The sequence below is a fragment of the Moorena sp. SIOASIH genome, assembly GCF_010671925.1.
Classification (GTDB): domain Bacteria; phylum Cyanobacteriota; class Cyanobacteriia; order Cyanobacteriales; family Coleofasciculaceae; genus Moorena.
Map to the genome: position 1 here is coordinate 98,456 of NZ_JAAHIH010000011.1, position 21,506 is coordinate 119,961.

Genomic DNA, 21,506 nt, shown 5'->3' on the forward strand with positions numbered 1-21,506 from the left:
CTTGCGCCCTCAGGATTTTCGGTCAAACATTCGCTGTTTGTAGGTCGGGTCGAGAAATTGCCCAAAGAAGAAATATTTTCGGATTTGTCCCTTGAGGGTGAAAGCGTAATAGTAGTCAATACCCTCAGTATGTTGGTTATCTTGAGCTTGGGCATCTTCTGATTGCAGAAACTCTAGGGCTTTCTCCTGATTGCCAACAATAAAATCAAACATGGCATAGGGATAAGACCGCTTCTCATTTTCCCCGTAGTTGTTGCCATAGCCTTTACCACCGTAATACTGAATTGCCTGGTTGGCTCGCACCCAGAATTCTGATTCTAATTCAGGAGTCCACTGATTCCTATACTTGGTCGCAATCGGTAAGGGTTCAATATGAATTAGATCAGTAACAGATCTGCTAATCACTGGTTTAGCCTCTGACGCTGGTGTGGTCGGTATAACTTGGTGGGTACAGCCCAAGACAGCACCAGCCACCAAGGAAGCTACTAGTAAGTCACGAGATTTCCGAGATTTCACGAGATTTCACCAGTTTTAGCGATTGGCCTCAATTCTTACACAACAACCAAAACAGTACACCTGAGCGTCAACCCTAAATTAAACATCGGCACTTCACAATTTTTAATCATGGGCAATGGGGCTCAGAACCCCCAGGGATTGACAAATTCAGGATATAGTCATGTTCGATTTACTATTTGCTCGCAATTTGGCCACTACATTAATCATACTCACTGTGTTCATTCTTGGCATAGACAAGTTGTATCGGCAGGATCAAAAAGCTGGAAAACTCCAAAGGGTTCAGCACATGGAACACGCCCTTCGAGTCGGATTTGTGCTCAAGGCAACTCAATTCCGTTGACATTCCCTGAACTAGGTGTGGAATAGGAGCCAGTTCCCTAGTTCGACCCAAGTTACTGGTTTGTCAGATGGCTGTGAATATTAGTAGACAAGAGCCCTATAGTAACCATGGATAAGGCAAGTACGTAATTATTCGTAGGCCACTATTGCGAGTGGCTCAGAGATTTCCGAGATTTTGCGGATACGGTTTACTGTCATTTCCGATTACTGTTGTATATGGTAGTTTTAACCTTTTGCTGCATCCCCCTGGGGCACCCAACCGCCCATCAGGGGTTTTTTGTATTGAGTGTGGCTAAATTTTATGAGTTATAGTATGCTGTAGTCTTAACCGTAATTGAAGGAGAGCGCAGTGGGGAGTAGGAATCGGGGTTTGATAATGTCTAGATTAGGCTAACCGTCGCCACCCAGTCTTATCCCATAAATTCAAGGTCTCCCAACGTTAGTACACTTTTAATAATCTGCGAAAAATTCAAGCTAGACTAGTATTAGCCTGGGCAATACCTAAATTTTTCCATATAAAGGACAATTGATTTTAAGCTTTTTAATTTGTGTAGTCCTATAGCTTAACTTAAAATGTGACATATTTATGGATTTTTTTAAAAAAAATAAAAATTATCACTATATCATAGTCGTTTAATTTAAATTAGTAAAATTAGAATATTTTTTGAGTAAAAAAAAAATGAAATATGTTTGGTTATTTTACTATAAATAAATACTTATTTCTTTTTTTGTTAAAGATATTTTTAATAATTAAAAATATTCGGTAAATCCTGCCATTAAAAAAAGCAAAAAACAACTGATCTAGAAATCCTAATTGAAACGTGATAAACATCAACAGGAGGATGGGTGGATTCTTCCCCATCTTCCCCATCTCCATAAATCATCCCCCTACAGGTGCAACGCTCCCGATTTATCTGTGGGGAGTCGTCAAAGTTAATAAGTTCTGATGGTACAAACCGCACTAAAAACCAGAATTACGGGCTTGCTCCATCAATTGCTCAGCCCTACGTCCCCACTGGGGATTACCTTGGCTATTGTAAAGGTCTCTAGCATACTGCAAGACTTGCAGAGCATCACTAAATCGGTTTTGGCGCAGAAATACTACACCAGCAGCATAATAGGCATTAGCGTAATTCGAGTTAGCTACCGCTGCTTGCTGGAATGCTGCCAGAGCACCATCCAAATTTCTCTGACTAAATAAAATTCCCCCGATATTGTAGTGGGCTTCGGGGTATTTGGGATTGATTTTGATCGCTTGCTCAAACGCCTTTTTTGCCTGCTCCAGCTTGCCCTGTTGCCTATAAATCAGTCCCAAATGATATGCCGGTTCGGGAGCATTACGGCTAAATTGCATTGCTTGTTTAAATGATGCGATCGCTTGTGCCGGTGTTCGCAACTGGGACATAACTAGACCCATGTTATAGTGAGCAACACCGAGTTTAGGGTCAAGTTCCAGAGCTCTTTCTAGATATTCCCGTGCCTGAGACAAATTCTTTCCTTCCAACAGGGCAGCCCCTAAATTAGCAAAGGCTAGAGCAAATTCTGGATCGGTCTGGGTCGCCCGATAAAAGGCATCGGCTGACGCCTGCAATTTTCCAACCTGCCGCAATGCTAGGCCCAAGTTGTAGTGTGCTGGTGCTAGCTTAGGATTCAGTTGGGCTGCCTTTTCAAACGCCACGATTGCTTCAAGTACCTTACTCTGTTGAATTAATGCCAGTCCTTGATTAAGTTGCTCAAGGGCTGCGGGTTGAGTTGGTTTGAGTGCTGGGAGATACTGAGACTGGGCGATTAGTCTACCACTGTAACCGTAAGGGCGAGTAAGGGGATGATGTCTACTCAGTCTCCCTGGTGAATCATTTAGATTATCTGGGTTAACCCCTAGGGCATGGGAAACTAGTGGCTGTGTCAGCACCAACAGCCAACTGACTCCTAGGAAGAAATAGCTTCTAGTAGTGACTTTTCTGTTAAAAAACATTAAGTTGAGTGGGAATAAATTTTGCTTAAGATTTTTGAAACATTTTTTTTTATAGTTGTTACGTGTATTCATATTTTTTCAAAATTAGTGACCTAGAGTTATCTTACTTAACAGTTTTAGGAGTTTACATTACAAGACATTGCAAGTTCGATCTAGATCAAACCAAAATAAGTTAATCTCACAACCAGATAACGTTGATCCCATCTCAACAAAACTTATGCATAAACGGAGATAAGTAGGTAGGATGAGCAGGTAAGAGAAGCGTTGACGTATGGCAAGTTTTAACCAACTCACCTCGCTACCAGATCATCCCCTTCAAGCTCCGCTTCAATGCATAAGTCCAATTGAAATAATTTGGGGGTAAATTATGAACGGCAAAGCGTGTAAAGCCACCCGTAATGTGGCAATTGTTGGTCCGTATCTCAGTGGGAAAACCACTCTACTCGAAAGTTTGTTGTCCGTTACTGGTAGGATTTCTCGCAAAGGCACAGTAAAGGAAGGCAACACCGTCGGTGATAATGCCACCGAGGCCAGGCAACGCCAAATGAGTGTGGAGGTAACTGCCGCCAGCACCGAGTATCAAGATATCTGCTTCAATTTTATAGACTGTCCCGGTTCCATTGAATTTGCTCAAGAAACCTACAACGCCTTAGTTGGTGTGGATGCGGCTGTCGTGGTTTGTGAACCAGTAAGCGATCGCGTCCTCACCCTAGCACCCTTATTCAAATTTCTCGACGACTGGGAAATCCCCCACTTAGTCTTTATTAACAAAATGGATCGGTTTGAGTTGACCGATGATGCTAATGGTAACTCCTTACGGTCCGTCTTTGATGCCCTCAATTCAGTTTCCACTCGCCCCTTAGTACTGCACCAATACCCCATTGGTAAGGGAGAACACCTCACCGGATTTATTGATTTAGTCACCGAACAAGCCTATCTTTACCATCCTGATGCCCCAGCTGATCCGATTCCACTGCCAGAGTCATTGAAAGAGGCAGAACAGCAAGCACGCACAGAATTACTAGAAACCTTAGCAGATTTTGACGACCACCTCCTCGAAGAACTACTAGAAGAAATTGAGCCACCCCAAGAAGAAATTGTCCAAGACCTGAAGATGGAATTGGGGGCCGACTTGATTGTACCTGTATTTATGGGTGTTGCTCAGCAAGATTATGGTGTTCGCCCCTTGATCGATGCCCTACTGCGAGAAGCACCAACCCCAGAAACCACTGCCGAGCGTCGGGACATTGCTGGTGATGAATCAAGCACGGTGGCACAGGTACTCAAAACCTATTACACTCCTCAAGGTGGAAAACTCTCCCTAGTGCGAGTGTGGCAAGGTAAACTAACCGATGGCATGGTATTTAATGGTGTCCGTGCCGGAGGCTTATACCGTATGTTTGGTCACCACACTCAGTCAGTTTCCCAAGTATCTGCTGGTGATATCGTTGCCCTGGGACGCTTAGAGGGCATTAAAACTGGTGACACCCTGACCACTGATACGGGTAATCGAGAGATTAAATTACCAATAGCTGAGGGAACCAAACCAGTCTATGCGTTAGCCATTACCCCTCAGAAGCGCAAAGATGAGGTTAAGCTGAGTGGTGCCTTAACCAAGCTGCTGGAAGAAGACCCATCTCTGGTGTGGGAACAACATGGAGACACTCACGAAATCATCCTATGGGGACAGGGAGATATTCATCTTCAGGTTGCTCTAGACCGGATGAGCCGCAAATACAACTTACCGATGACCACTCACTTACCCCGAGTGCCTTACAAAGAAACTATCCGCAAATCCACTATCTCTCACGGGCGCTACAAGCACCAAAGTGGTGGTCATGGGCAATATGGTGATGTCTACCTTGATATCCAACCCTTGTCTCGGGGTGAAGGGTTTAACTTCTCGGAAACCATTGTCGGTGGGGTCGTGCCAAAGCAATATATCCCTGGTGTGGAGATCGGAGTAAAGGAGTACTTGTCCCACGGACCGTTAGGCTTCCCAGTGGTAGATGTGGCTGTTACTCTCACCAATGGCTCTTACCACTCGGTAGATAGTTCGGAACAGGCATTTAAACAAGCAGCACGGCTAGCTATGACCGGTGGTATGCCCAATTGTGAGCCAATGTTACTTGAGCCAATTATGTCTGTTGGAATCTATGCACCTCAGGAATTCACCTCTAAGGTGCTGCAATTGATCACCGGTCATCGGGGTCAAATCCTCGGCTATCAGACCTGTTCTGATTGGACAGGATGGGATTGTGTTTCTGGCTATATCCCCCAGGCAGAAATGCAGAACTTGATCATGGAATTGCGATCGCTTACTCTAGGGATCGGTTTCTTTAATTGGACCTATGACCATCTCCAGGAAGTGCCAGGTAAGCTAGCTGATCGGGTGCTGGCAACCACTGGCAATGGTAATGGTAATGGTCGGAGCTAAGTTAATGGTGTTAGGGGTTAGGTGTTAGGAGTTAGGTATTAGGTGTTGGGTTAATAGTTAATCGTTAATGGTTCTATTACTTAATGCCTAAACCTATCATCCCTAATCCCTAGCGAGAGGCTACCCGCTGGAGTTTTTCCATAATAAAGGGAACTATCAAAATCAATAGTTTGATTGGCCAAGGAACAAAAAATAGGCTGACAAACAGACAGAGTAAGGCTGTTATAGCTGCAGCAACTTTGACGATTTCCTCAGTAGTCTTAACGCAAAGGTATATGGCTACTGAGGCGATCATTAAAGTCATCGATAAGGGGATAAGCATAATTATTACCTCAAGTTTTTCCGCCATAATTACCTAACCTAGCATCAGGGTTATGGAAAACATAGCAGTTGAGTCAGGTCGCCCCGTCTAGGCAACAGGGGGGTGCTGACCATCCAACACTGCCAATTAGCAGAACGTGATCCCAGATTATTCTCCTAGAGACTACACGATCGAGAATGGGATTTTCGGATACTTACCTAAATTTTCCCACCTTGGGGTTCGTTTGATTCACCTCAAGATGCACCTCAAGTAGGCCACGCTACGCGAACGCTTCATTTTGGTATTCAAGCTATCATGCTATCATGCTTCATCTCAGGGCAATTGGAGCCTGCCATTTAGTTTAGCTTGGCTTCAAGGAATATTATACACAACCTACACATAAATCATACGTTTAGCTAACGCGATCGCAAACTTTAATCTTGTTAATAAAATCGCCCAGTTAGGATTGAAAATCTTCGTAATTAATCGAGCTTTACCCAATTTAAGCAACTTAAGAAGTTATACGAACTTTTAGATATTTTATTTTTTGATATGGATTGACATACTGAAAATAAGTAATTCAGTTAAATGTCGCAAAACAAGCCCTGTTTACACTAGCCTCTCTCTCCCCTTAGCCTGATCAAAACACTGATAAAAATAGAATGAATAAAAAATTACTCACTAAATTAACAGTCGCTACCACCAGCCTAACCTTAGTCACCTTAGGAACTACTAGCAGCGCACAAGCAACAAGCTTAACTGGACTGATTGAATTTTCGACTAATGGATCAGGAAGTAGCACAGGTGGACTTGTTTGGGATACCGGTGCTCAGAGCTTTTGGGACTTGTTCGTTACCAGCGATGGTGAAGACGGTGAATTCATTAATGACCCAAGTACTCGCAAAATCGACTTTGAACTAACAGAAGGTATCCATACATTTACAATTTATGGTGATGGAAGAAGCTCTTTTGCTGATCGTAGTCATTACGGTTTGAATTTGTTTTTCAATGGAGAGACCACCAATCCAGGGATTTCAGTCTTTGGAGAATTAGCCCGCTCCGCTGACTCTGATCCAGGCTTTTCAGCCAATAGTAGTGGTTTAACTCGGAGACTCGATGGCAATATTGTACCAAACTCAGGAACTCTTTCCTTTATTGATGGTTTAACAACCGTGACACTCACTGACTATATCTATCAAGCAGCAGATGTTCAACAGAAAGACCGTGTTAGTGAGCGGAGTATAGGTCCAAATCGTCAATGGGACATGGTTGGACAATTTACATTAAACTTAGAAACTACATCTGTCCCTGAACCCGTTTCAGTGCTAGGTCTGCTGACAGTGGGTGCATTCGGTGCTGGTGCAACCCTCAAGCGCAACAAAAAACAGCAAGCCTAAGCTCGCCTTCTCAATAAATTAGCAATCTTAACAAATTACTAAACTATAGCAGTTCTCAAGGCGTTGCGTCAGTATTTGAATGAATAGGAGTAGAGTGGGCATCCTGCCCGCCCGAAAATATATTGAAACTGGCAAGATGCCAGTTCCACGCCTGATGCCCATTCCACGGCAAGATGTCTATTCCACCTTAGTCTTAAAATCATTCCATTATTAAGCAACGCCGTTCTCAATTGGGTATTGAGAACGGCTATATATTGTACACAATCTATACCTAAGCCATACCTTCTGCAAACGCGATCGCAAACTTTGGTAAGCCTTACTAAAAATGTAGGCTAACGGAATTTGATATAACACACCGAACTCTTGACTAGCTCCTACCCCATCGAGACATTAATCATTTTGAATAACGAAGTAGGCGAAGCCAAAGAACGAAGCAATTAGGATTTCAGCAAAAGGGCTATCATCTTTTGGTTTGCTTCTACCCATAATTTTGATTACTGACCCGGTAGTCTAGCAGTTTTCTATGGTTATATCACACTCAGGTTAGCAGCCAAGAATCATGTAGGGTGCAAAGTAGATCGCCGTGGTTAACTTACAATACCTGATCGATATTCAGGAAGGATTAGGATTTGCTGAACAATTAGTGTTTTCCAACACAGGGCAATCTCTCAGTGATATCCAAAGAGCAGTTTTGCAAAAATCCTGGCAAGGGCAACGCAAAACCTATGACCAGATCGCTCAAGAGTTAGGCTATTCAGCAAGTTATATCAAGCAGACCGTTGCCCCTAAATTATGGAAACTGTTCTCAGAGGCACTAGGGGAAAAAGTTAGTAAAACCAACTTTCGTAGTGTACTCGAAAGACGACAGGTCAATCAAGAATCGAGTCATACTCAGGAGCTGATTGGGGTATTGAAACAGGGACTAGAGCCTTACGAAAAAGGGAAGGTGCAATCTACAGCTAAGCAACAGATCTCAAATGTTTCTTTTCCGAACCATCCCCAATCCCAAATCCTCAATCCTCAATCCCAGCAGTTGGAGTTACCAGAGGGAAGAGTTCCTTTAGCTTCCCGATTTTATGTCGAGCGAGTCCCCTATGAATTCAGGTGTTACGAAGAGATTGTTAAACCAGGAGCCTTTATTCATATTAAAGCACCCAGACAGATGGGGAAAACATCCCTGATGGTGAGGATTCTGGCTCATGCAGAAACTCAGGGTTATCAAACTGTGCGTTTGAACCTTCAACGAGTGGATGTTGAAATTCTCACTAACCTAGATAAATTTTTGCGCTGGTTAGCCTACAATGTCACCCGCAAGCTGAACCTAAAACCCATGCTAGATGATTATTGGCATGAGGAGCTGGGTAGTAAAGTCAGCTGCACCACCTATTTCCAAGACTATCTGCTAGAACAAATAGACAGTCCTATTGTTTTGGCATTAGATGAAGTTAATGAGATTTTCAAGTATCCCAAAATTGCTCAAGACTTTCTACCCCTGCTACGCTCTTGGTATGAAGAAGCCAAAGATAGCAAGATCTGGCAAAAACTTCGGCTAGTGCTGGTTAACTCCACAGAGGTTTATCTACCCCTAACTATCCATCAATCTCCTTTTACCGTAGGATTGCCGATTCAGTTGTCTTCATTTAGTTGGGAGCAGGTTCAGGATTTAGCCCAGCGTCATCAACTCGATCTCTCCATCGGAGATTTAGCCCAGCTGATGTGGTTAGTAGCTGGTCATCCCTATTTGCTGCGTCTAGCTTTATATTATCTGGCGCGACAGGATTTGACCCTAGAAGAACTAGTGCAAAAGGCTACTTCAGATCAGGGAATTTACAGCGAACACCTACAGCGACACTGGTGGACTCTACAACAACATCCTGATTTAGCCGTAGCCTTTGAAACAGTGCTTAGGGCAAAAGTTCCAGTAGCCTTGGAACAGGTACAGGCATTTAAGCTGTACAGTATGGGACTGGTGAATTGGTCAGACAATCAAGTCATGGTTAGCTGCAATTTGTATCAGCGATACTTTAGCAATCGCTTTCATAGCCATAGCGCTACGGGCTGGGAATAGGCAAGAGGCAATAGGCAAGCTAGCCATAGGCAAGAGGAATCCCCCCTAACCCCCCTTACTAAGGGGGGCGGGCAATAGGCAATAGGCAATAGAAAAGCCAAGTTTGACAAAGCTTGTAGCAATTTATCCCTCACCATTATTTGTAAATACCCCAGCGCTTATTGCTATAGTAAAAATATTGCTATATAGCATTTCTAATATAAAAAATAATTACCGTTTTTTTCATTACCCAAAATCCTTCTATGTCTTGATGCAGTCGCTCATGGGGTAAACCCCCGTGAGGCCACTGCATCCCTACTTTATTAACTCTTGCCTCTTGCCTCTTGCCTCTTGCCTTTCCAAAGCGGGAGTATGTTCACAATTCAAATACAAATGCTATATAATCTTTACTGATAAACGCTCCCCAATAGCGTGCAGAGTTCACACAAATATCTGCCAGTAACATTATGACCTCTTGCCACAATACCAGCACCGCCGTCATTGAAGAATCCAAAGGGGTTAAGCGAGTTGCCTTGCTAGGGATGCCCAACACGGGCAAATCAACCTTCTTTAACCGTATCACAGGTACCACTGCTCACGTTGGGAATTGGCCGGGAATTACTGTAGATCTACTACAAGCTAATGTCCAACTCAATGGCGAACCTACGGAATTCGTAGATTTACCAGGAATTTATGACCTCAAGGGATTTTCTGATGATGAGAAAATTGTTCAAACCTTTTTAGAAAATTTTGCTGTTGATCTATTTATTCTTGTTCTCAATGCTTCCCAAATTGATAGTCAAATTCGCTTAGCATTGCAGGTAAAATCCCTAGGTTTACCGGCAGTGTTGATGCTGAATATGGCTGATGAAGCTAAGCAATATGGAGTTAAAATCAACACAAAAACATTATCCCATAATTTGGATATGCCCGTGTTTCTCATTAGTGCCAAGTATGGAGACGGCTATATGAGGGCATACCTAGAAATTTCTAAAACCTTAAACTTACAAGAACAATCGATTAATAGAGATAATCTAATAGATAATCTAAAAACTCGTATATCTGAGCATAGCTCTATCTCCACTAAAGAGATAGATTCAGTCCTCAATGGTGCGGTAGAAATGCCCTCTGAGATGGCTGTAAATTTAACCGCCAGGATTGATAAGTTACTGCTGCATCCGATATTGGGATTACCTTTGTTCTTCTTAGGAATGTTCCTGGTATTTTGGGTGGTTTGGACTGTGGGACTACCCTCTCAAGACCTGATGGATGATATGACTGGCTGGATTCAAGGTGCCATGATTGAGCCTGTCATCCAACCCTTACCCACAGTGGTTCAAGACTTTTTGATTAATGGGATTTGGAATGGTTTAGCTACCGTTGCTTCCTTTGTACCATTAATTGTGCTGTTCTTTATCTTAATGGCAATTCTAGAAGATAGTGGCTACCTATCCCGTTCTGCCTATTTAATGGATATCTTTATGGAACGGTTGGGGTTAGATGGTCGCAGTTTTGTGATGCAAATGATGGGATTTGGCTGTAATGTTCCAGCATTAATGGGAACTAGAGTTATGCGATCGCAAGCCTTGCGACTGCTAACTATGCTAGTGATTCCTTTTGCTTTGTGTGCTGCCAGACTCCAGGTATTTGTCTTTATCATTGCCGCTGTTTTTCCCCATGGTAACGGGGCTTTAGTATTATTTTCCCTGTATCTACTTAGTTTTGTAGCCGCCATTGTCACTGCTGCTCTTTTCCAAGGAGTCTTTAAAAACGAGGAACCCTTTATTATAGAATTACCCCCTTACCGAATTCCTACCCTCAAACAAGTCTTACTGAGAGGCTGGGGAGAAGTCAAAGAATTTTTGCAACGAGCATCTGGGTTTATTACCTTTGGCTGTGTTGCGGTTTGGTTCATCACGAATTTACCTCCAGGAGCCACAGGATTGGATACCATTGGCGGGCAAATTGGACAATTTTTAAGTCCGATCATGAATCCCATTGGTATTAATCCCCATTTAACCTTAGCCTTAATTTTTGGTTTCATTGCTAAAGAAATTGTGATTGGCTCTTTAGCCGTAATTTATGGACTTAACTCCCTGGCTGTTAGTCAGCAGATAACTGATACAGTAACATTTATCCAAGGATATAGTTTTTGTATCTTTTGCTTAATCTACACTCCCTGTTTAACTACCATTGTTACCCTATTTAATGAGGCAAAATCCTGGAAATTCACCCTATTTTCTTTAGTGTTTTCCTTAGGCTTGGCTTGGGTAGCTAGCTTGATATTTTACCAGGGAGCTTTAGCACTGGGATTTCATTGAAGATATAGCAGTTATCAATTGGGTGAGGTACAAATTTCTGGGTTTTAGGGAGTAGGGAGTAGGGAGTAGGGAGTAGGGAGTAGGGAGTAGGGAGTAGGGAGTAGGGATTGGGGAGTGGGAAAAAATCCTGTCTACCTCATTAGTTTGATAATTAATATAAAAGTTAAACGTGAAAAATTAAATTACAAAAGTTAAACGAGTAAATGGGGATTCCCCCTTATCCTCCGTGAGCAAGACAGTCAAGAACATCGCAATGAACCAATGACCAATCACAAATGTATTATTTATTACAGAAAAATTTATTTTTCGTGATATATGTGTCATGCTGGTGTTAGTCAATTGGAGTGGTAGCCCCAGTAAGGGGCTGGGAAAATGCAAAAAATCGAGGCAATTATCCGAGCCTATAAGCTCGAAGACGTCAAAATCGCTTTAGTCAATGCTGGTATCGTTGGCATGACCGTGTCTGAAGTTCGGGGATTTGGACGGCAGAAAGGTCAAACTGAACAGTATCGCGGTACAAAGTACAGGGTAGACTTTCTGCCTAAGGTAAAGCTAGAAGTCGTTGTTGAAAATGGCTTAGTTGACATGGCAGTAGAAAAAATTCTCGCTGCTGCTCACACCGGTAAAATCGGCGACGGGAAAATTTTTATCAGTCCCATTGAGCAAGTTGTCCGGATTAGGACTGGGGAAAGGAATCTAGAGGCTGTTTAATGTCTAAGTGGTAATGGGTAATTTGACACTCCCCGCCCTAGAAGAGCGGGGATTCTTACTTCAACGAGCTGTCTTGCTTGATCAGGTCGGAACCAAAAAAAGTAGAGGACAATTCGACCTAAGCGTTTTTGCAGAACAGATCTAGGTTTCGGTGTGCCCCACCGTACCTTTTTTTTATATAGATAGATACTTTTTTTATCTAAATTTTCATAGACGTTTAAGTCGTTAGACCAAATTACGCAATATGTATCTGTGACATATTTTTTACGTTGCCTACTTATTGTTAGATAGTATCTTTTTAGTTTTTAGTCTATTGTTTATATTTCTATAGTAGCACACTTAGTTCAAACTATCAATACAAAGTTTCAAAAAAAGCCGTCCTATAAGGACGGGGCTTTAGACCCAAAATTTTTGGTAAGCATTCAGCTATCAGCTAATGCGCTACGCGCACGCTACGCGAACAGCTATCAGCTATCAGCCTATGCGCTACGCGCACGCTTTGGGAACAGCTTTTGCATAAAGGAGGTAAGCATTCGAATAATGCTGAGTTACGTCCCAGCGTCGTTCGCACAGCGTGGCCATTCGCGTAGCGTGGCCAAAGCCTGTGCCACAAAGCTGATAGGCTTTTCCCCAGACTTTCAATTTTATTCTAAGCTGACCGCTGACCGCTGACCGCTGAATGCTTACAATCCAGCCACGATTTGGTAAGTGATTAGTAGCAATTAGTTGGAATTAGATTCGTAAAACAGTGATTTGCTCCTATCATGCACTGGCCAATCGTCGTTTTCACCACCAATAATTAATTTTTCAATCTCCACATATTCTTTGGCAAGTTGGCGGAGAGAATTAATTAAAATATCAAGAGCGATCGCATCACTAGTTCCTAAATCAAACCAGCAGCGCCCCCAAGTGCCTTCATACTCAAACTCTCCCTGATTATGCATCAACGCCATTAAACTGTTTTCCGCTACTCTATCATCATATTCCATGTAGCTGATTTCTAGGCCAACCTCTTGCACCGGCAGGTTTTCTGCATCAAATCCTCCTAATTTACCTAATAAAAACCAGGAATTGAACAATTCTTCCACATATTCCTTTTCCCGATAGGAGGGAACAGTGCTAAATTCTATCCAAATCCACAAATCAAATGGGTTAAACTCACGAAATATAATTTGCATATCGTTAGGGAACAGGGAATAGGGAATAGGGAACAGGGAATAGGGAATAGGGAATAGGGAACAGGGAACAGGGAACAGGGAACAGGAAATAGGGAATAGTAAATAGTTTAAAAGCAATTATTTTAACTAAAACTTAGTTTCTGTTATCGCCATCAATCCCGACTATACTAGAGTAAACTTTTGATTAATCCTGAATTTTATCCAAAAACTATCTTATCACAATTTTCAACTAGTTGTGAAAAATATAGTTATGAAAAATCACCAAGAGTGAGAGAGGGAGCAGGGAGCAGGGAGCAGGGATGGCGCGCGGTCTTGGAAAGCCAGTTGCTGATCTGACTCCCCATCTCCCCATCTCCCCACACTCCCCACACTCCCCACACTCCCCATCTCCCCATCTCCTGTGATTCCCTCAAAGAGTATAACTACTTGTTGCTACTACTACCCAATCCTGATCGTGAGTTTCCCCTAAGGCATAGTGAACTGTACACCATTCTCCAGACAGATTGAAGTTAAGATGGTAAGTTTTGGAATTAAGCAGTTGAGTGGCAAACAAGTTTCTCAAGTCTAACTCGAACTTGCATTCTGTTTGGATTTCCTCTAATCCTGCTCTTTCTTCTGACAATTCTTCTTGAACCTCTTGGTATTGTTCCGTTGATAAGTCTCCTTCTTCCTCTAACTTTACTAGTTCTTGTTCTAGCTGTGCTATTATTTCCTGATACTCTTCTATCTCGGTGCCGTAATCATCTCGAACTCTAATAAATTCATTGATTTCGCTAATCTCTAAAAATCCCGTAGTATCCAATAGTTTTTGGATGACTTCGTTGCGACTATTGGTGATCACTACCTCGAAACCTCCCAAAGTTAATTCTTCCTCTGCTTGGGCTTGATGAGTAATTTGATTGGTGATAGATTGGATTTGCTCAACCAGTGCAGCGGTATTTTCTTGGACAGATTCTAGATCCGGAATCAGGAATTGTGGTGATGAGTTGCACCTCCAGCTTTGTTTGAGACCTAATCCAATCCACTCTCCTGCTGTTGATGAACCAATTAGCATGGGAATTCCTAAGGAGCCAAAGACACTTTGTTGAAGGGGAAATACCTCTTCCAATTCTTCTGGTAGTGTAGGAAGGCGATAGCCATAGATGGTTAACTCTGACAAATTAGCTTGCAGCAGTGCGATCAGATTTTGGTAATGGTCGCTCACAGCTTGAGATTGGGTTGCGCGAATCTGACTGAGAAACTCTTCAGGAGCAAAGGGCATAAGACCGGTGTTATCCACTAGAAAGCGTTCCACTGAAAAGGGACCTTTATCTTCTACTTCCCAAGGGATAATTATATAAGGTGCGTCACCAACTAGGCTGTATAATTCATCTTTAGTTAATTCTTGAAGGGTAGTAACAATTTGCTCAGTTTGGGGTTTCATAATTAAGTAATTTTAAGGTAGAGTACTAATTGTGATGGGCAGGTCAGCAGTCAGCTATCAGCAGTCAGCTATCGCCTTTTCAGTTGAGATGTGAAACTTGAATTGATGGTGAAAGGGAATAGGGAACAGGGAACAGGGAACAGGGAACAGGGAACAGGGAACAGGGAACAGGGAACAGGCAAAAAATCAGTGTGTGTACTTCATTAATATGAAAACCACTGTATGATAAATCAGCATTTTGTTTCATGAGATAATTTAAAATTATGTAAGCATTCAGCCGTCAGCCGTCAGCCGTGAGCTAAAAGCTCACGCTACGCGAACAGCATTCAGCATTCAGCTGACGTAACAAAGATTAAACGAATGCTTACTTGTTTTATTTAAAAGCTGATAGCTGAGAGCTGAGAGCTGAGAGCTGATAGCTGATAGCTTACAAATTATATATTAGCAAAGGCTTGATATAATTGATCATACTTATGAGGTAGATTCAATTTTATTACTCCCTACTCCCTACTCCCTAAAATACCAAGGGCGAACTACCTCCTTACTGACAACTGCCACGAATTCTAATGTATTTTATCTGAACCAGTCATGAGTTTGAAAGCAGCAAATTCTGGTCAAGATTTGAACCAATCTACGGCAGTAAGTTCCAAGATTACTTCCTGTCGTTTTACGGATGTGGAACAGTTGACTGAGTTCTTGACCTATAGCCAAATGGAAATAATGCAGCTTTCTTGTGGTTCGTTCCAAAGTGAGTTTTTTGCTACCCAGATTGGTGATTTATATTTCACACGTATTACCGCCAATCAATCGGTTTAAGCAATAGGTCTGAAACAGCAGGGATATTTAACTTTTTCGTTGGTTTGGGCGGCCAAAGAAGGCAATTTTTATGGCCACGGTCAGCCCCTGTGTCCCCAAACTGATTTGTATGGTTTTGATCGGCAACGAGGAACGGGCTTCGTGACTCCTCAAGTGGGAATGATGGTAGACATATTCATCCCGGTGGGAATCTTTGAAGCTTGTGCTAATCACTTGCAGCGCTATGATTTGGACGATCGCTTCCTCGCCAAGAATCATGTCAGTATATTGCCCGATCGGATGGGGGAGATCAAGGACTATGTCCGGGAACTATTTTGGTTGGCGCAACATAAACCTGACTGGTTCAACCAGCCCCATGTTCAACAGCTGGTTGCAAATGATCTCGTTCCGTTGGTGATTCAAGCAATTCCCATTCAAGGCAGTTCCACCCCTACCCTCAAACCGTCTCGGCGGAGAAAGTTGATTGCCCAAGCCGAGCTTGAAATGGTGGCCCACTTGGAAAAACCCCTGACCCTCAAGGAGCTAGCCAAACGATTGGGCTCTAGCAGTTCAGCGTTGTCCTATGGGTTTCAGGAGTTATTTGGTATGAGTCCCATGCGCTATCTCAAGGTGCGACGGCTGAATGCGGTGCGCAGGTGCCTGAAGGCACGTGATCCAGACAGTTGCAGCATAGAAGCCCTGGCTAACCAATTTGGCTTCTGGAATGCAGGGCATTTTGCTAGAGATTACAAAGTCATGTTTGGGGAATTGCCTTCAAAAACGTTGCAAAGGACAGCAGACCTTAGACAAGAAGATTAAAGAAATATTTTACCTGGTTTTGAGACGATCGATAACGACGCTTAACAAAACGAATCATAGATAAAACTAATTATTATCTCGTGAAACACTATTTTATTCTTATGGTTAGTAAAGTTGGAATTTTTGATTATTCAGGGAAACCGTTTATGTTTAACCTTAAATAAGACAGCAACTCAAAGTTACACAGTCAACCTTGCACAGTTAAAGTTGCACAACTATGAACTATGCACTATCACAGCAAGCTAAAACCGATGAGGGGGGTATAGCTAATGTACAAATGCTCTGCATCAGTGACATGCTCCCGGTGCAGAAAACTTGTAATACTAAAGTTGAAACTACCATGCAGACGGGAAACTATCCTTTACCTTCGTCGGTTCGAGACGTTGGATCATCTCCATCGGAGTTGGTGGATAGGGATGAAACCCTGGCCTATGGCCACGCTACGCGAACAAACCCTTGGAAAACAATAACTTTAGCATCATTGATGTCACTGAAGACGAGATCACATTCTCGTTGTATACGTGGCGTCTCCCACAGGCGGTAGAAGACATTACCACTATGGAACCTACTGTCGTCTACACAGTGCCGAGACCAAGCTAGCATTCTATGTGCTACTAAATCTGCGTTCGACAAAAGGCAAAAAAAACTTTAACTATTTTCCGTAACGGAGGTAAACTACTGCCCAGCTAAATCGGATTTGGTATTACTATTGTTACCAGGCTCGGCCTAGGAAAATTATCCTAGAGGCTTCACTTACTCATGCTAAGTTCGGGAAATTGAAGCCCTTTCAATGCCAAGCTTTTGGAACTATGCTCTCTCTGGTTATTGCCGGGAGTTGATTTGCTGTTTTGATCAGGTTTTATCAATAGGTTTTAACTGTATTTAGAAGAGGATAGTGGCGGTTGCGATCGCAGCCTCTTTTTTCTTGTTGTTGTCCTGCTGTTTTCCTGATCATCAAAGGCTTAGTTTGGATTCAGGAGATTTATAAGCCAGAGGAAATGGTTGGGCATGTTGAGTATCTGTGAGCGATCGCTTTTTGGTCAGTGCGGGATGATTGGGATAATAGAGATATAAAACCTTGATTGCCTCCATAAGAAGCGATCGCAAAAAAGCGGTCGCTTTTTTGTAAGCATATGGGTGGCAAAGGCTTCGACGCTGTTTTGGCCTAGCTTGGCCCTAGGCCAATGGCTGATACCTGAATGCTTACTTATAAATTATTATCTTAGCATAACAATTCCAGAATATACCAAATTATTAATAAATTTTATACTTTTTACTTGGTAAACCACTAGCTTATCAAACTTCGACTAAAACTCCGGATTTTTTAACATTTATTAACTAAATTTTTTAGGGTACACATTATAGTCGTTTAAGTACCGAATAGGTTAAATTATTAATAAAAATTATAGTTATTTAATTCTTAAAATGCTATCGTATCATACTTAGACCAAAACCCTCGATTTTTTAACATTTATTAACGTTTATTTTTGTAATATTAATGATTATTATTCTAGCAAATTTATTGAAGAATAATAATCATGTTAATTCATTAGTTTTTTTTATATATCTATCGAGATCTTAATAAGAAATTTAAATATTATTGCGGAAGCCTGATTTCAGAAAAGATCTGGATCAGCCAAGTCCTTACCCACTCTGGATTTAAGGTGATTTAGGCAGATCCAATCTGGTCATTGCTCAAGCTATTTTTCATCACATTCCATAAAAAAAAGATGTTGTAATGCAAAAAGTGTGAGATACTTACAAGCGGGTGCAGAAAAATTGCAACACAAAACTTTAAACATTCGATATAACGGGAGCTCTAATGAAATATCAGAGAGCTAATCCCTCCAAGGGCAGTCAGGACACTGCCCAGATGGGGAAGCGATTATTCAATGGGGTGATGGCGATCCTACTAACGATCACCTTCACTCTAGTTGGTTTCCTCCCAGTGACTAACCAGGGAATCGCACTTGCCAACACACAAGGCACGCCCAACATCCTGGTGATCATGGGAGATGACATTGGTTGGACAAATGTCAGTGCCTATGAAAAGGGCATCGTGGGTTACGACACGCCCAACATCGACCGCATTGCCAACGAAGGGATGCTGTTCACGGACTACTACGCCGAGCAAAGCTGTACCGCCGGTCGGGCAGCCTTTATCACTGGGCAAAGTGGTTTGCGGACTGGTTTGCTGAAAGTCGGTTTTCCTGGAGCACCCTTTGGCATCCAGGATGAAGACCCCACCCTGGCAGAAATGCTGAAGCCCTTGGGTTACACATCCGGACAGTTTGGCAAAAACCACCTGGGGGATCTCAACAAGTTTCTGCCCACAGTCCATGGCTTTGACGAATTCTTTGGCAACCTCTATCACTTAAATGCTGAAGAAGAGCCGGAGAATGTGGACTATCCGGGCGGGCCAGATGGCTGGTTTGCTCAAAATGTTGGTCCTCGGGGGGTTCTGGATTGCAAGGCAACAGATGAACCCAGCACAGAGCCAGACGCAGGCCGGTTTGGTCCCTGGGGTAACCAGGAGTGTGAAGATACAGGCTCGCTCAACATCGAGCGCATGAAAACTATCGATCGCGATTTCCTGAAGCGGACGAAAAAGTTTATCAAGAAAGCAGTAAAAAAGGATAAGCCCTTTTTTGCCTGGTTTAACTCCACCCGGATGCATTACTATACCCACATCAATGATGATGTAGAGGGCATCAGCGGTCAGGGTTTTTACGGTGATGGCATGGTAGAGCATGACGGTCATGTAGGACAGTTGCTCGATTTGCTGGATAAGCTGGACATTGCCGAGAATACGATTGTCATTTATACAACGGACAACGGCCCCCATTACAACCAATGGCCCGATGGCGGTCTGACCCCGTTCCGAGGCGAGAAGAACACCAACTGGGAAGGCGGCTATCGTGTTCCAGCACTGGTACGCTGGCCTGCTCATATTCCCGCTGGAACAGTGTCCCATGAGATTTTCTCTCATTTGGATTGGGTGCCAACTCTGATGGCAGCTGCTGGCATGGATGACTTCAAAGAAACCCTAAAGCAAGCCTGTCCGTACGATGAATCCACCAATCTCTGCGGTACCCATCTGGATGGCTTCAATCAGTTGCCCTATTTGACCGATCCCGATAGCCAAAAAGGAGAACGTCCTGGCTTCATCTACTTTAATGATGAAGGTCAGCTGCCAGGGGTTCGCGTTGGGGATTGGAAAGTAGTCTTTTCGGAACAACGGGCTCACTATTTTGATGTCTGGCGGGAGCCGTTTGTGCAACTACGGATTCCAAAACTGTTTAACTTGCGTCGGGATCCCTACGAGCGGGCAGACACAGACTCTAATAACTACAATGACTGGTGGTCTCGCCGGAATTACTTGTTGCTGCCAGCAATAGGGCTTGTTCAGCAGTTTCTGGATACCTTTGACGAGTATCCTCCCAGTCAACCTCCCTTTGGTTTAAATCCTAACGAAATCATTGACGACATTGTTGATCAGATTGGCTTGACAGAGGTTGGTGCTGACTAAGAAGTCAAAGGCATATAGTGCTACGCGCAAGGCAATAGGGAAAAGGCAACAGTTTTTGCTGCTTGTAGCGTGCGCGTAGCGCTGAAGCTGAATACTTACTTTGTATTTATGCCAGTGATAACTGCGTTCCTTTTAGCGATCGCATTGCCAGGATTGATAAAGGATGTGCCTGAATCTCGTGGTTGGACAGTTATCAGTATGAAAGAGGATTTTGTAACAGTTTATGGAGAAGAAATCGATCAAGCCCACATAGCATCTGAATTAGATAAATTAGATATCAGTAATAAAGAATTCTGGAAAATAATAATTCACGAAATTACTCGATAAGTGACTGTTGAATTAAACAGCTAGGGATTAGAGATAGGTGCTCATTGTTTGCTATTGCTTCGGCATTCTATCCCAAATCTTTCCTGGGTCTTCCTAGGAACAGAACCCCAAACCTTCTAAATCACAATTTAGTTTGTGGTGCTCAAATACCGTTACCATCGATATCCTCAGATCGATGTCCAGTCTCGACAAGTACTATGACACAACTTCCTACGTCTATCCCAACCCATGATATTCCTCAACTCCCTAGACCAGAGGCGGAAGATCACCACCATCACCATCACCATCACCATCACCACCATGGTGATCATAGCCATAGCCATGGGGTGATCGATCCCGAAATTGCGAGCTCTGCTCGGGGCATCTGGGCTGTCAAATGGTCACTGGTGGGCTTGGTGATCACTGCCATCTTGCAGGCAGTGGTGTTCTGGCTCTCTGGCAGTGTCGCTCTCCTGGCCGATCTAATTCACAACGTAGGGGATGCTATGACTGCTGTGCCCTTGGGGGTGGCCTTTCTAGTATCGCGACGCAAGCCAACCGCCAGATTTTCCTATGGCTTTGCTCGATTGGAAGACTTGGCCGGAGTGATGATTGTGGTGATTGTGCTGTTGAGTGCCGTGATTACCGCTTATGAGTCTGTGGAGCGATTTTACCATCCTCAGCCCCTCCATCATTTGGGAGCCCTGGCAATTGCGGCCATCGTGGGCTTCATTGGCAACGAACTTGTGGCTCTTTTCCGGATTCGGGTTGGCCGGGAAATCAATAGCGCTGCCCTGATTGCTGATGGGTATCACGCCATGGCTGATGGTCTAGTCAGTCTGGCCGTGTTGGTCAGCGCTGTGGGGGTTGCCCTCGGCTATTCCTGGGCCGATCCCGTGATTGGTTTAGTGATCACAGCAGTGTTACTAAAAATTGTCTGGGAGTCGGGGCAGACTATTTTTAGTCGCTTGCTGGATGGCGTGGAACCAGAAGTGCTAGAATCCCTCAACCATGCTATCAATCATGTGCCTGAACTAGAACCTGACGCGATTGACCTACGGTCACGCTACGCGATCGCAAACCTTCGACCCCGCTGGCTGGGGCATAGACTCCATGTAGAGATGGACATCATGCTACCACCGACTCTATCTCTTCAACAGACCCAAGGAATTACCAATACCGTTGAGGAGCAACTGAAAGCACACCTGCCCTATCTAGGCTTGATAGTGGTTCGAGCTGTACCTGATACCCAAACTAGGGAATCGGGAATCGGGAATCGGGAATCGGGAATCGGGAATCGGGAATCGGGAATCGGGAATCGGGAATCGGGAATCGGGAATCGGGAATCGGAATAGAAGATTTCACCAATCATTGAGAAGATTGTTTGACCCAGTGGTGCGTTACGGGAAGGG

At 43.4% G+C, this 21,506-nt stretch carries 23 protein-coding genes; 12 read left to right on the forward strand and 11 right to left on the reverse strand.

Annotated features, from left to right (window positions below):
* Nucleotides 1-9 precede the first annotated feature (9 nt).
* Nucleotides 10-516, reverse strand: coding sequence for a hypothetical protein (locus F6J90_RS41950; protein WP_293108432.1), 507 nt, complete (start codon nucleotides 514-516; stop codon nucleotides 10-12).
* A 160-nt stretch (nucleotides 517-676) separates the two neighbouring features.
* Between F6J90_RS41950 and F6J90_RS41955 the strand changes: the two genes are divergently transcribed.
* The gene (locus tag F6J90_RS41955; RefSeq protein ID WP_293108434.1) at nucleotides 677-856 is read left to right on the forward strand and encodes a hypothetical protein; all 180 of its coding nucleotides are present in this window, start codon (nucleotides 677-679) and stop codon (nucleotides 854-856) included.
* An 813-nt stretch (nucleotides 857-1,669) separates the two neighbouring features.
* Nucleotides 1,670-1,792: a hypothetical protein gene (locus tag F6J90_RS41960; RefSeq protein ID WP_293108437.1), complete on the forward strand. Its 123-nt coding sequence runs from the start codon at nucleotides 1,670-1,672 to the stop codon at nucleotides 1,790-1,792.
* Nucleotides 1,793-1,816: 24 nt separating this feature from the next.
* On the opposite strand, the gene F6J90_RS41965 is transcribed toward F6J90_RS41960, so the two are convergent.
* Nucleotides 1,817-2,767 (reverse strand): tetratricopeptide repeat protein, encoded by a 951-nt coding sequence (locus F6J90_RS41965; RefSeq protein ID WP_366514010.1) that lies wholly within the window; start codon nucleotides 2,765-2,767, stop codon nucleotides 1,817-1,819.
* 430 nt (nucleotides 2,768-3,197) lie between these two features.
* On the opposite strand from F6J90_RS41965, the gene F6J90_RS41970 reads away from it, so the two are divergent.
* Nucleotides 3,198-5,267: an elongation factor G gene (locus tag F6J90_RS41970; protein WP_293108440.1), complete on the forward strand. Its 2,070-nt coding sequence runs from the start codon at nucleotides 3,198-3,200 to the stop codon at nucleotides 5,265-5,267.
* Between the two features lie 109 nt (nucleotides 5,268-5,376).
* Here F6J90_RS41970 and F6J90_RS41975 read toward each other — a convergent pair whose 3' ends face one another.
* Entirely contained in the window at nucleotides 5,377-5,616 is a 240-nt protein-coding gene (locus F6J90_RS41975) for a hypothetical protein (RefSeq protein WP_293108443.1), read from the reverse strand.
* A 614-nt stretch (nucleotides 5,617-6,230) separates the two neighbouring features.
* Here F6J90_RS41975 and F6J90_RS41980 point away from each other — a divergent pair.
* Entirely contained in the window at nucleotides 6,231-6,965 is a 735-nt protein-coding gene (locus F6J90_RS41980; RefSeq protein ID WP_293108446.1) for a PEP-CTERM sorting domain-containing protein, read from the forward strand.
* A gap of 583 nt (nucleotides 6,966-7,548) precedes the next feature.
* Nucleotides 7,549-9,033: an AAA-like domain-containing protein gene (locus tag F6J90_RS41985; RefSeq protein WP_293108449.1), complete on the forward strand. Its 1,485-nt coding sequence runs from the start codon at nucleotides 7,549-7,551 to the stop codon at nucleotides 9,031-9,033.
* Here the strand turns inward: F6J90_RS41985 and F6J90_RS41990 are convergent.
* Nucleotides 9,003-9,170 (reverse strand): hypothetical protein, encoded by a 168-nt coding sequence (locus tag F6J90_RS41990; RefSeq protein ID WP_293108452.1) that lies wholly within the window; start codon nucleotides 9,168-9,170, stop codon nucleotides 9,003-9,005. The genes F6J90_RS41985 and F6J90_RS41990 overlap by 31 nt on opposite strands.
* Nucleotides 9,171-9,479: 309 nt before the next feature.
* On the opposite strand from F6J90_RS41990, the gene feoB reads away from it, so the two are divergent.
* Nucleotides 9,480-11,333: a ferrous iron transport protein B gene (feoB, locus tag F6J90_RS41995; RefSeq protein ID WP_293108454.1), complete on the forward strand. Its 1,854-nt coding sequence runs from the start codon at nucleotides 9,480-9,482 to the stop codon at nucleotides 11,331-11,333.
* A gap of 372 nt (nucleotides 11,334-11,705) precedes the next feature.
* Entirely contained in the window at nucleotides 11,706-12,044 is a 339-nt protein-coding gene (locus F6J90_RS42000; RefSeq protein WP_293017509.1) for a P-II family nitrogen regulator, read from the forward strand.
* Between the two features lie 486 nt (nucleotides 12,045-12,530).
* Here the strand turns inward: F6J90_RS42000 and F6J90_RS42005 are convergent, their stop codons facing one another.
* The 5 genes from F6J90_RS42005 to F6J90_RS42025 form a co-directional block, all read right to left on the reverse strand.
* Complete coding sequence (locus F6J90_RS42005) at nucleotides 12,531-12,686, reverse strand: hypothetical protein (RefSeq protein WP_293108457.1); 156 nt, start codon at nucleotides 12,684-12,686, stop codon at nucleotides 12,531-12,533.
* Nucleotides 12,687-12,766: 80 nt separating this feature from the next.
* Nucleotides 12,767-13,222: a DUF3531 family protein gene (locus tag F6J90_RS42010; protein WP_293108667.1), complete on the reverse strand. Its 456-nt coding sequence runs from the start codon at nucleotides 13,220-13,222 to the stop codon at nucleotides 12,767-12,769.
* 258 nt (nucleotides 13,223-13,480) lie between these two features.
* Nucleotides 13,481-13,609 (reverse strand): hypothetical protein, encoded by a 129-nt coding sequence (locus F6J90_RS42015; RefSeq protein ID WP_293108460.1) that lies wholly within the window; start codon nucleotides 13,607-13,609, stop codon nucleotides 13,481-13,483.
* A 22-nt stretch (nucleotides 13,610-13,631) separates the two neighbouring features.
* The gene (locus F6J90_RS42020) at nucleotides 13,632-14,645 is read right to left on the reverse strand and encodes a hypothetical protein (RefSeq protein WP_293108462.1); all 1,014 of its coding nucleotides are present in this window, start codon (nucleotides 14,643-14,645) and stop codon (nucleotides 13,632-13,634) included.
* Nucleotides 14,646-14,724: 79 nt separating this feature from the next.
* Nucleotides 14,725-14,892 carry a hypothetical protein gene (locus tag F6J90_RS42025; RefSeq protein ID WP_293108465.1) on the reverse strand — a complete coding sequence of 56 codons (168 nt, stop codon included), beginning with the start codon at nucleotides 14,890-14,892 and terminating at the stop codon, nucleotides 14,725-14,727.
* Nucleotides 14,893-15,233: 341 nt separating this feature from the next.
* On the opposite strand from F6J90_RS42025, the gene F6J90_RS42030 reads away from it, so the two are divergent.
* Both F6J90_RS42030 and F6J90_RS42035 read left to right on the forward strand, forming a co-directional pair.
* Nucleotides 15,234-15,461, forward strand: a complete 228-nt coding sequence (locus F6J90_RS42030; RefSeq protein WP_293108467.1) for a hypothetical protein — start codon at nucleotides 15,234-15,236, stop codon at nucleotides 15,459-15,461.
* Nucleotides 15,462-15,500: 39 nt separating this feature from the next.
* On the forward strand, nucleotides 15,501-16,259 hold the full coding sequence (locus tag F6J90_RS42035; RefSeq protein ID WP_293108470.1) for a helix-turn-helix domain-containing protein: 759 nt from the start codon (nucleotides 15,501-15,503) through the stop codon (nucleotides 16,257-16,259).
* 429 nt (nucleotides 16,260-16,688) lie between these two features.
* On the opposite strand, the gene F6J90_RS42040 is transcribed toward F6J90_RS42035, so the two are convergent.
* The gene (locus tag F6J90_RS42040; protein WP_293108473.1) at nucleotides 16,689-16,862 is read right to left on the reverse strand and encodes a hypothetical protein; all 174 of its coding nucleotides are present in this window, start codon (nucleotides 16,860-16,862) and stop codon (nucleotides 16,689-16,691) included.
* A gap of 351 nt (nucleotides 16,863-17,213) precedes the next feature.
* Nucleotides 17,214-17,366 (reverse strand): hypothetical protein, encoded by a 153-nt coding sequence (locus tag F6J90_RS42045; RefSeq protein WP_293108475.1) that lies wholly within the window; start codon nucleotides 17,364-17,366, stop codon nucleotides 17,214-17,216.
* A 715-nt stretch (nucleotides 17,367-18,081) separates the two neighbouring features.
* Between F6J90_RS42045 and F6J90_RS42050 the strand changes: the two genes are divergently transcribed.
* The 3 genes from F6J90_RS42050 to F6J90_RS42060 all read left to right on the forward strand — a co-directional run bounded on the left by F6J90_RS42050 (nucleotide 18,082) and on the right by F6J90_RS42060 (nucleotide 21,449).
* Nucleotides 18,082-19,788 carry an arylsulfatase gene (locus F6J90_RS42050; protein ID WP_293108477.1) on the forward strand — a complete coding sequence of 569 codons (1,707 nt, stop codon included), beginning with the start codon at nucleotides 18,082-18,084 and terminating at the stop codon, nucleotides 19,786-19,788.
* Between the two features lie 114 nt (nucleotides 19,789-19,902).
* A complete protein-coding gene (locus F6J90_RS42055) occupies nucleotides 19,903-20,115 on the forward strand; it encodes a hypothetical protein (protein WP_293108480.1) in 213 nt (70 codons plus the stop codon).
* A 197-nt stretch (nucleotides 20,116-20,312) separates the two neighbouring features.
* Complete coding sequence (locus F6J90_RS42060; RefSeq protein ID WP_293108482.1) at nucleotides 20,313-21,449, forward strand: cation diffusion facilitator family transporter; 1,137 nt, start codon at nucleotides 20,313-20,315, stop codon at nucleotides 21,447-21,449.
* Nucleotides 21,450-21,506 lie beyond the last annotated feature (57 nt).

Coding starts and splice junctions, on each gene's coding strand:
- F6J90_RS42020 (WP_293108462.1), bottom strand. CDS start 14,645: ATGAAACCCCAAACTGAGCAAATTGTTACTACCCTTCAAGAATTAACT.
- F6J90_RS42015 (WP_293108460.1), bottom strand. CDS start 13,609: ATGGGGAGTGTGGGGAGTGTGGGGAGTGTGGGGAGATGGGGAGATGGG.
- F6J90_RS42030 (WP_293108467.1), top strand. CDS start 15,234: ATGAGTTTGAAAGCAGCAAATTCTGGTCAAGATTTGAACCAATCTACG.
- F6J90_RS42025 (WP_293108465.1), bottom strand. CDS start 14,892: ATGAAACAAAATGCTGATTTATCATACAGTGGTTTTCATATTAATGAA.
- F6J90_RS42000 (WP_293017509.1), top strand. CDS start 11,706: ATGCAAAAAATCGAGGCAATTATCCGAGCCTATAAGCTCGAAGACGTC.
- F6J90_RS42010 (WP_293108667.1), bottom strand. CDS start 13,222: ATGCAAATTATATTTCGTGAGTTTAACCCATTTGATTTGTGGATTTGG.
- F6J90_RS41990 (WP_293108452.1), bottom strand. CDS start 9,170: ATGGTGAGGGATAAATTGCTACAAGCTTTGTCAAACTTGGCTTTTCTA.
- F6J90_RS41955 (WP_293108434.1), top strand. CDS start 677: ATGTTCGATTTACTATTTGCTCGCAATTTGGCCACTACATTAATCATA.
- F6J90_RS42060 (WP_293108482.1), top strand. CDS start 20,313: ATGACACAACTTCCTACGTCTATCCCAACCCATGATATTCCTCAACTC.
- F6J90_RS42050 (WP_293108477.1), top strand. CDS start 18,082: ATGAAATATCAGAGAGCTAATCCCTCCAAGGGCAGTCAGGACACTGCC.
- F6J90_RS42040 (WP_293108473.1), bottom strand. CDS start 16,862: ATGCTAGCTTGGTCTCGGCACTGTGTAGACGACAGTAGGTTCCATAGT.
- F6J90_RS41980 (WP_293108446.1), top strand. CDS start 6,231: ATGAATAAAAAATTACTCACTAAATTAACAGTCGCTACCACCAGCCTA.
- feoB (WP_293108454.1), top strand. CDS start 9,480: ATGACCTCTTGCCACAATACCAGCACCGCCGTCATTGAAGAATCCAAA.
- F6J90_RS41970 (WP_293108440.1), top strand. CDS start 3,198: ATGAACGGCAAAGCGTGTAAAGCCACCCGTAATGTGGCAATTGTTGGT.
- F6J90_RS41975 (WP_293108443.1), bottom strand. CDS start 5,616: ATGGCGGAAAAACTTGAGGTAATAATTATGCTTATCCCCTTATCGATG.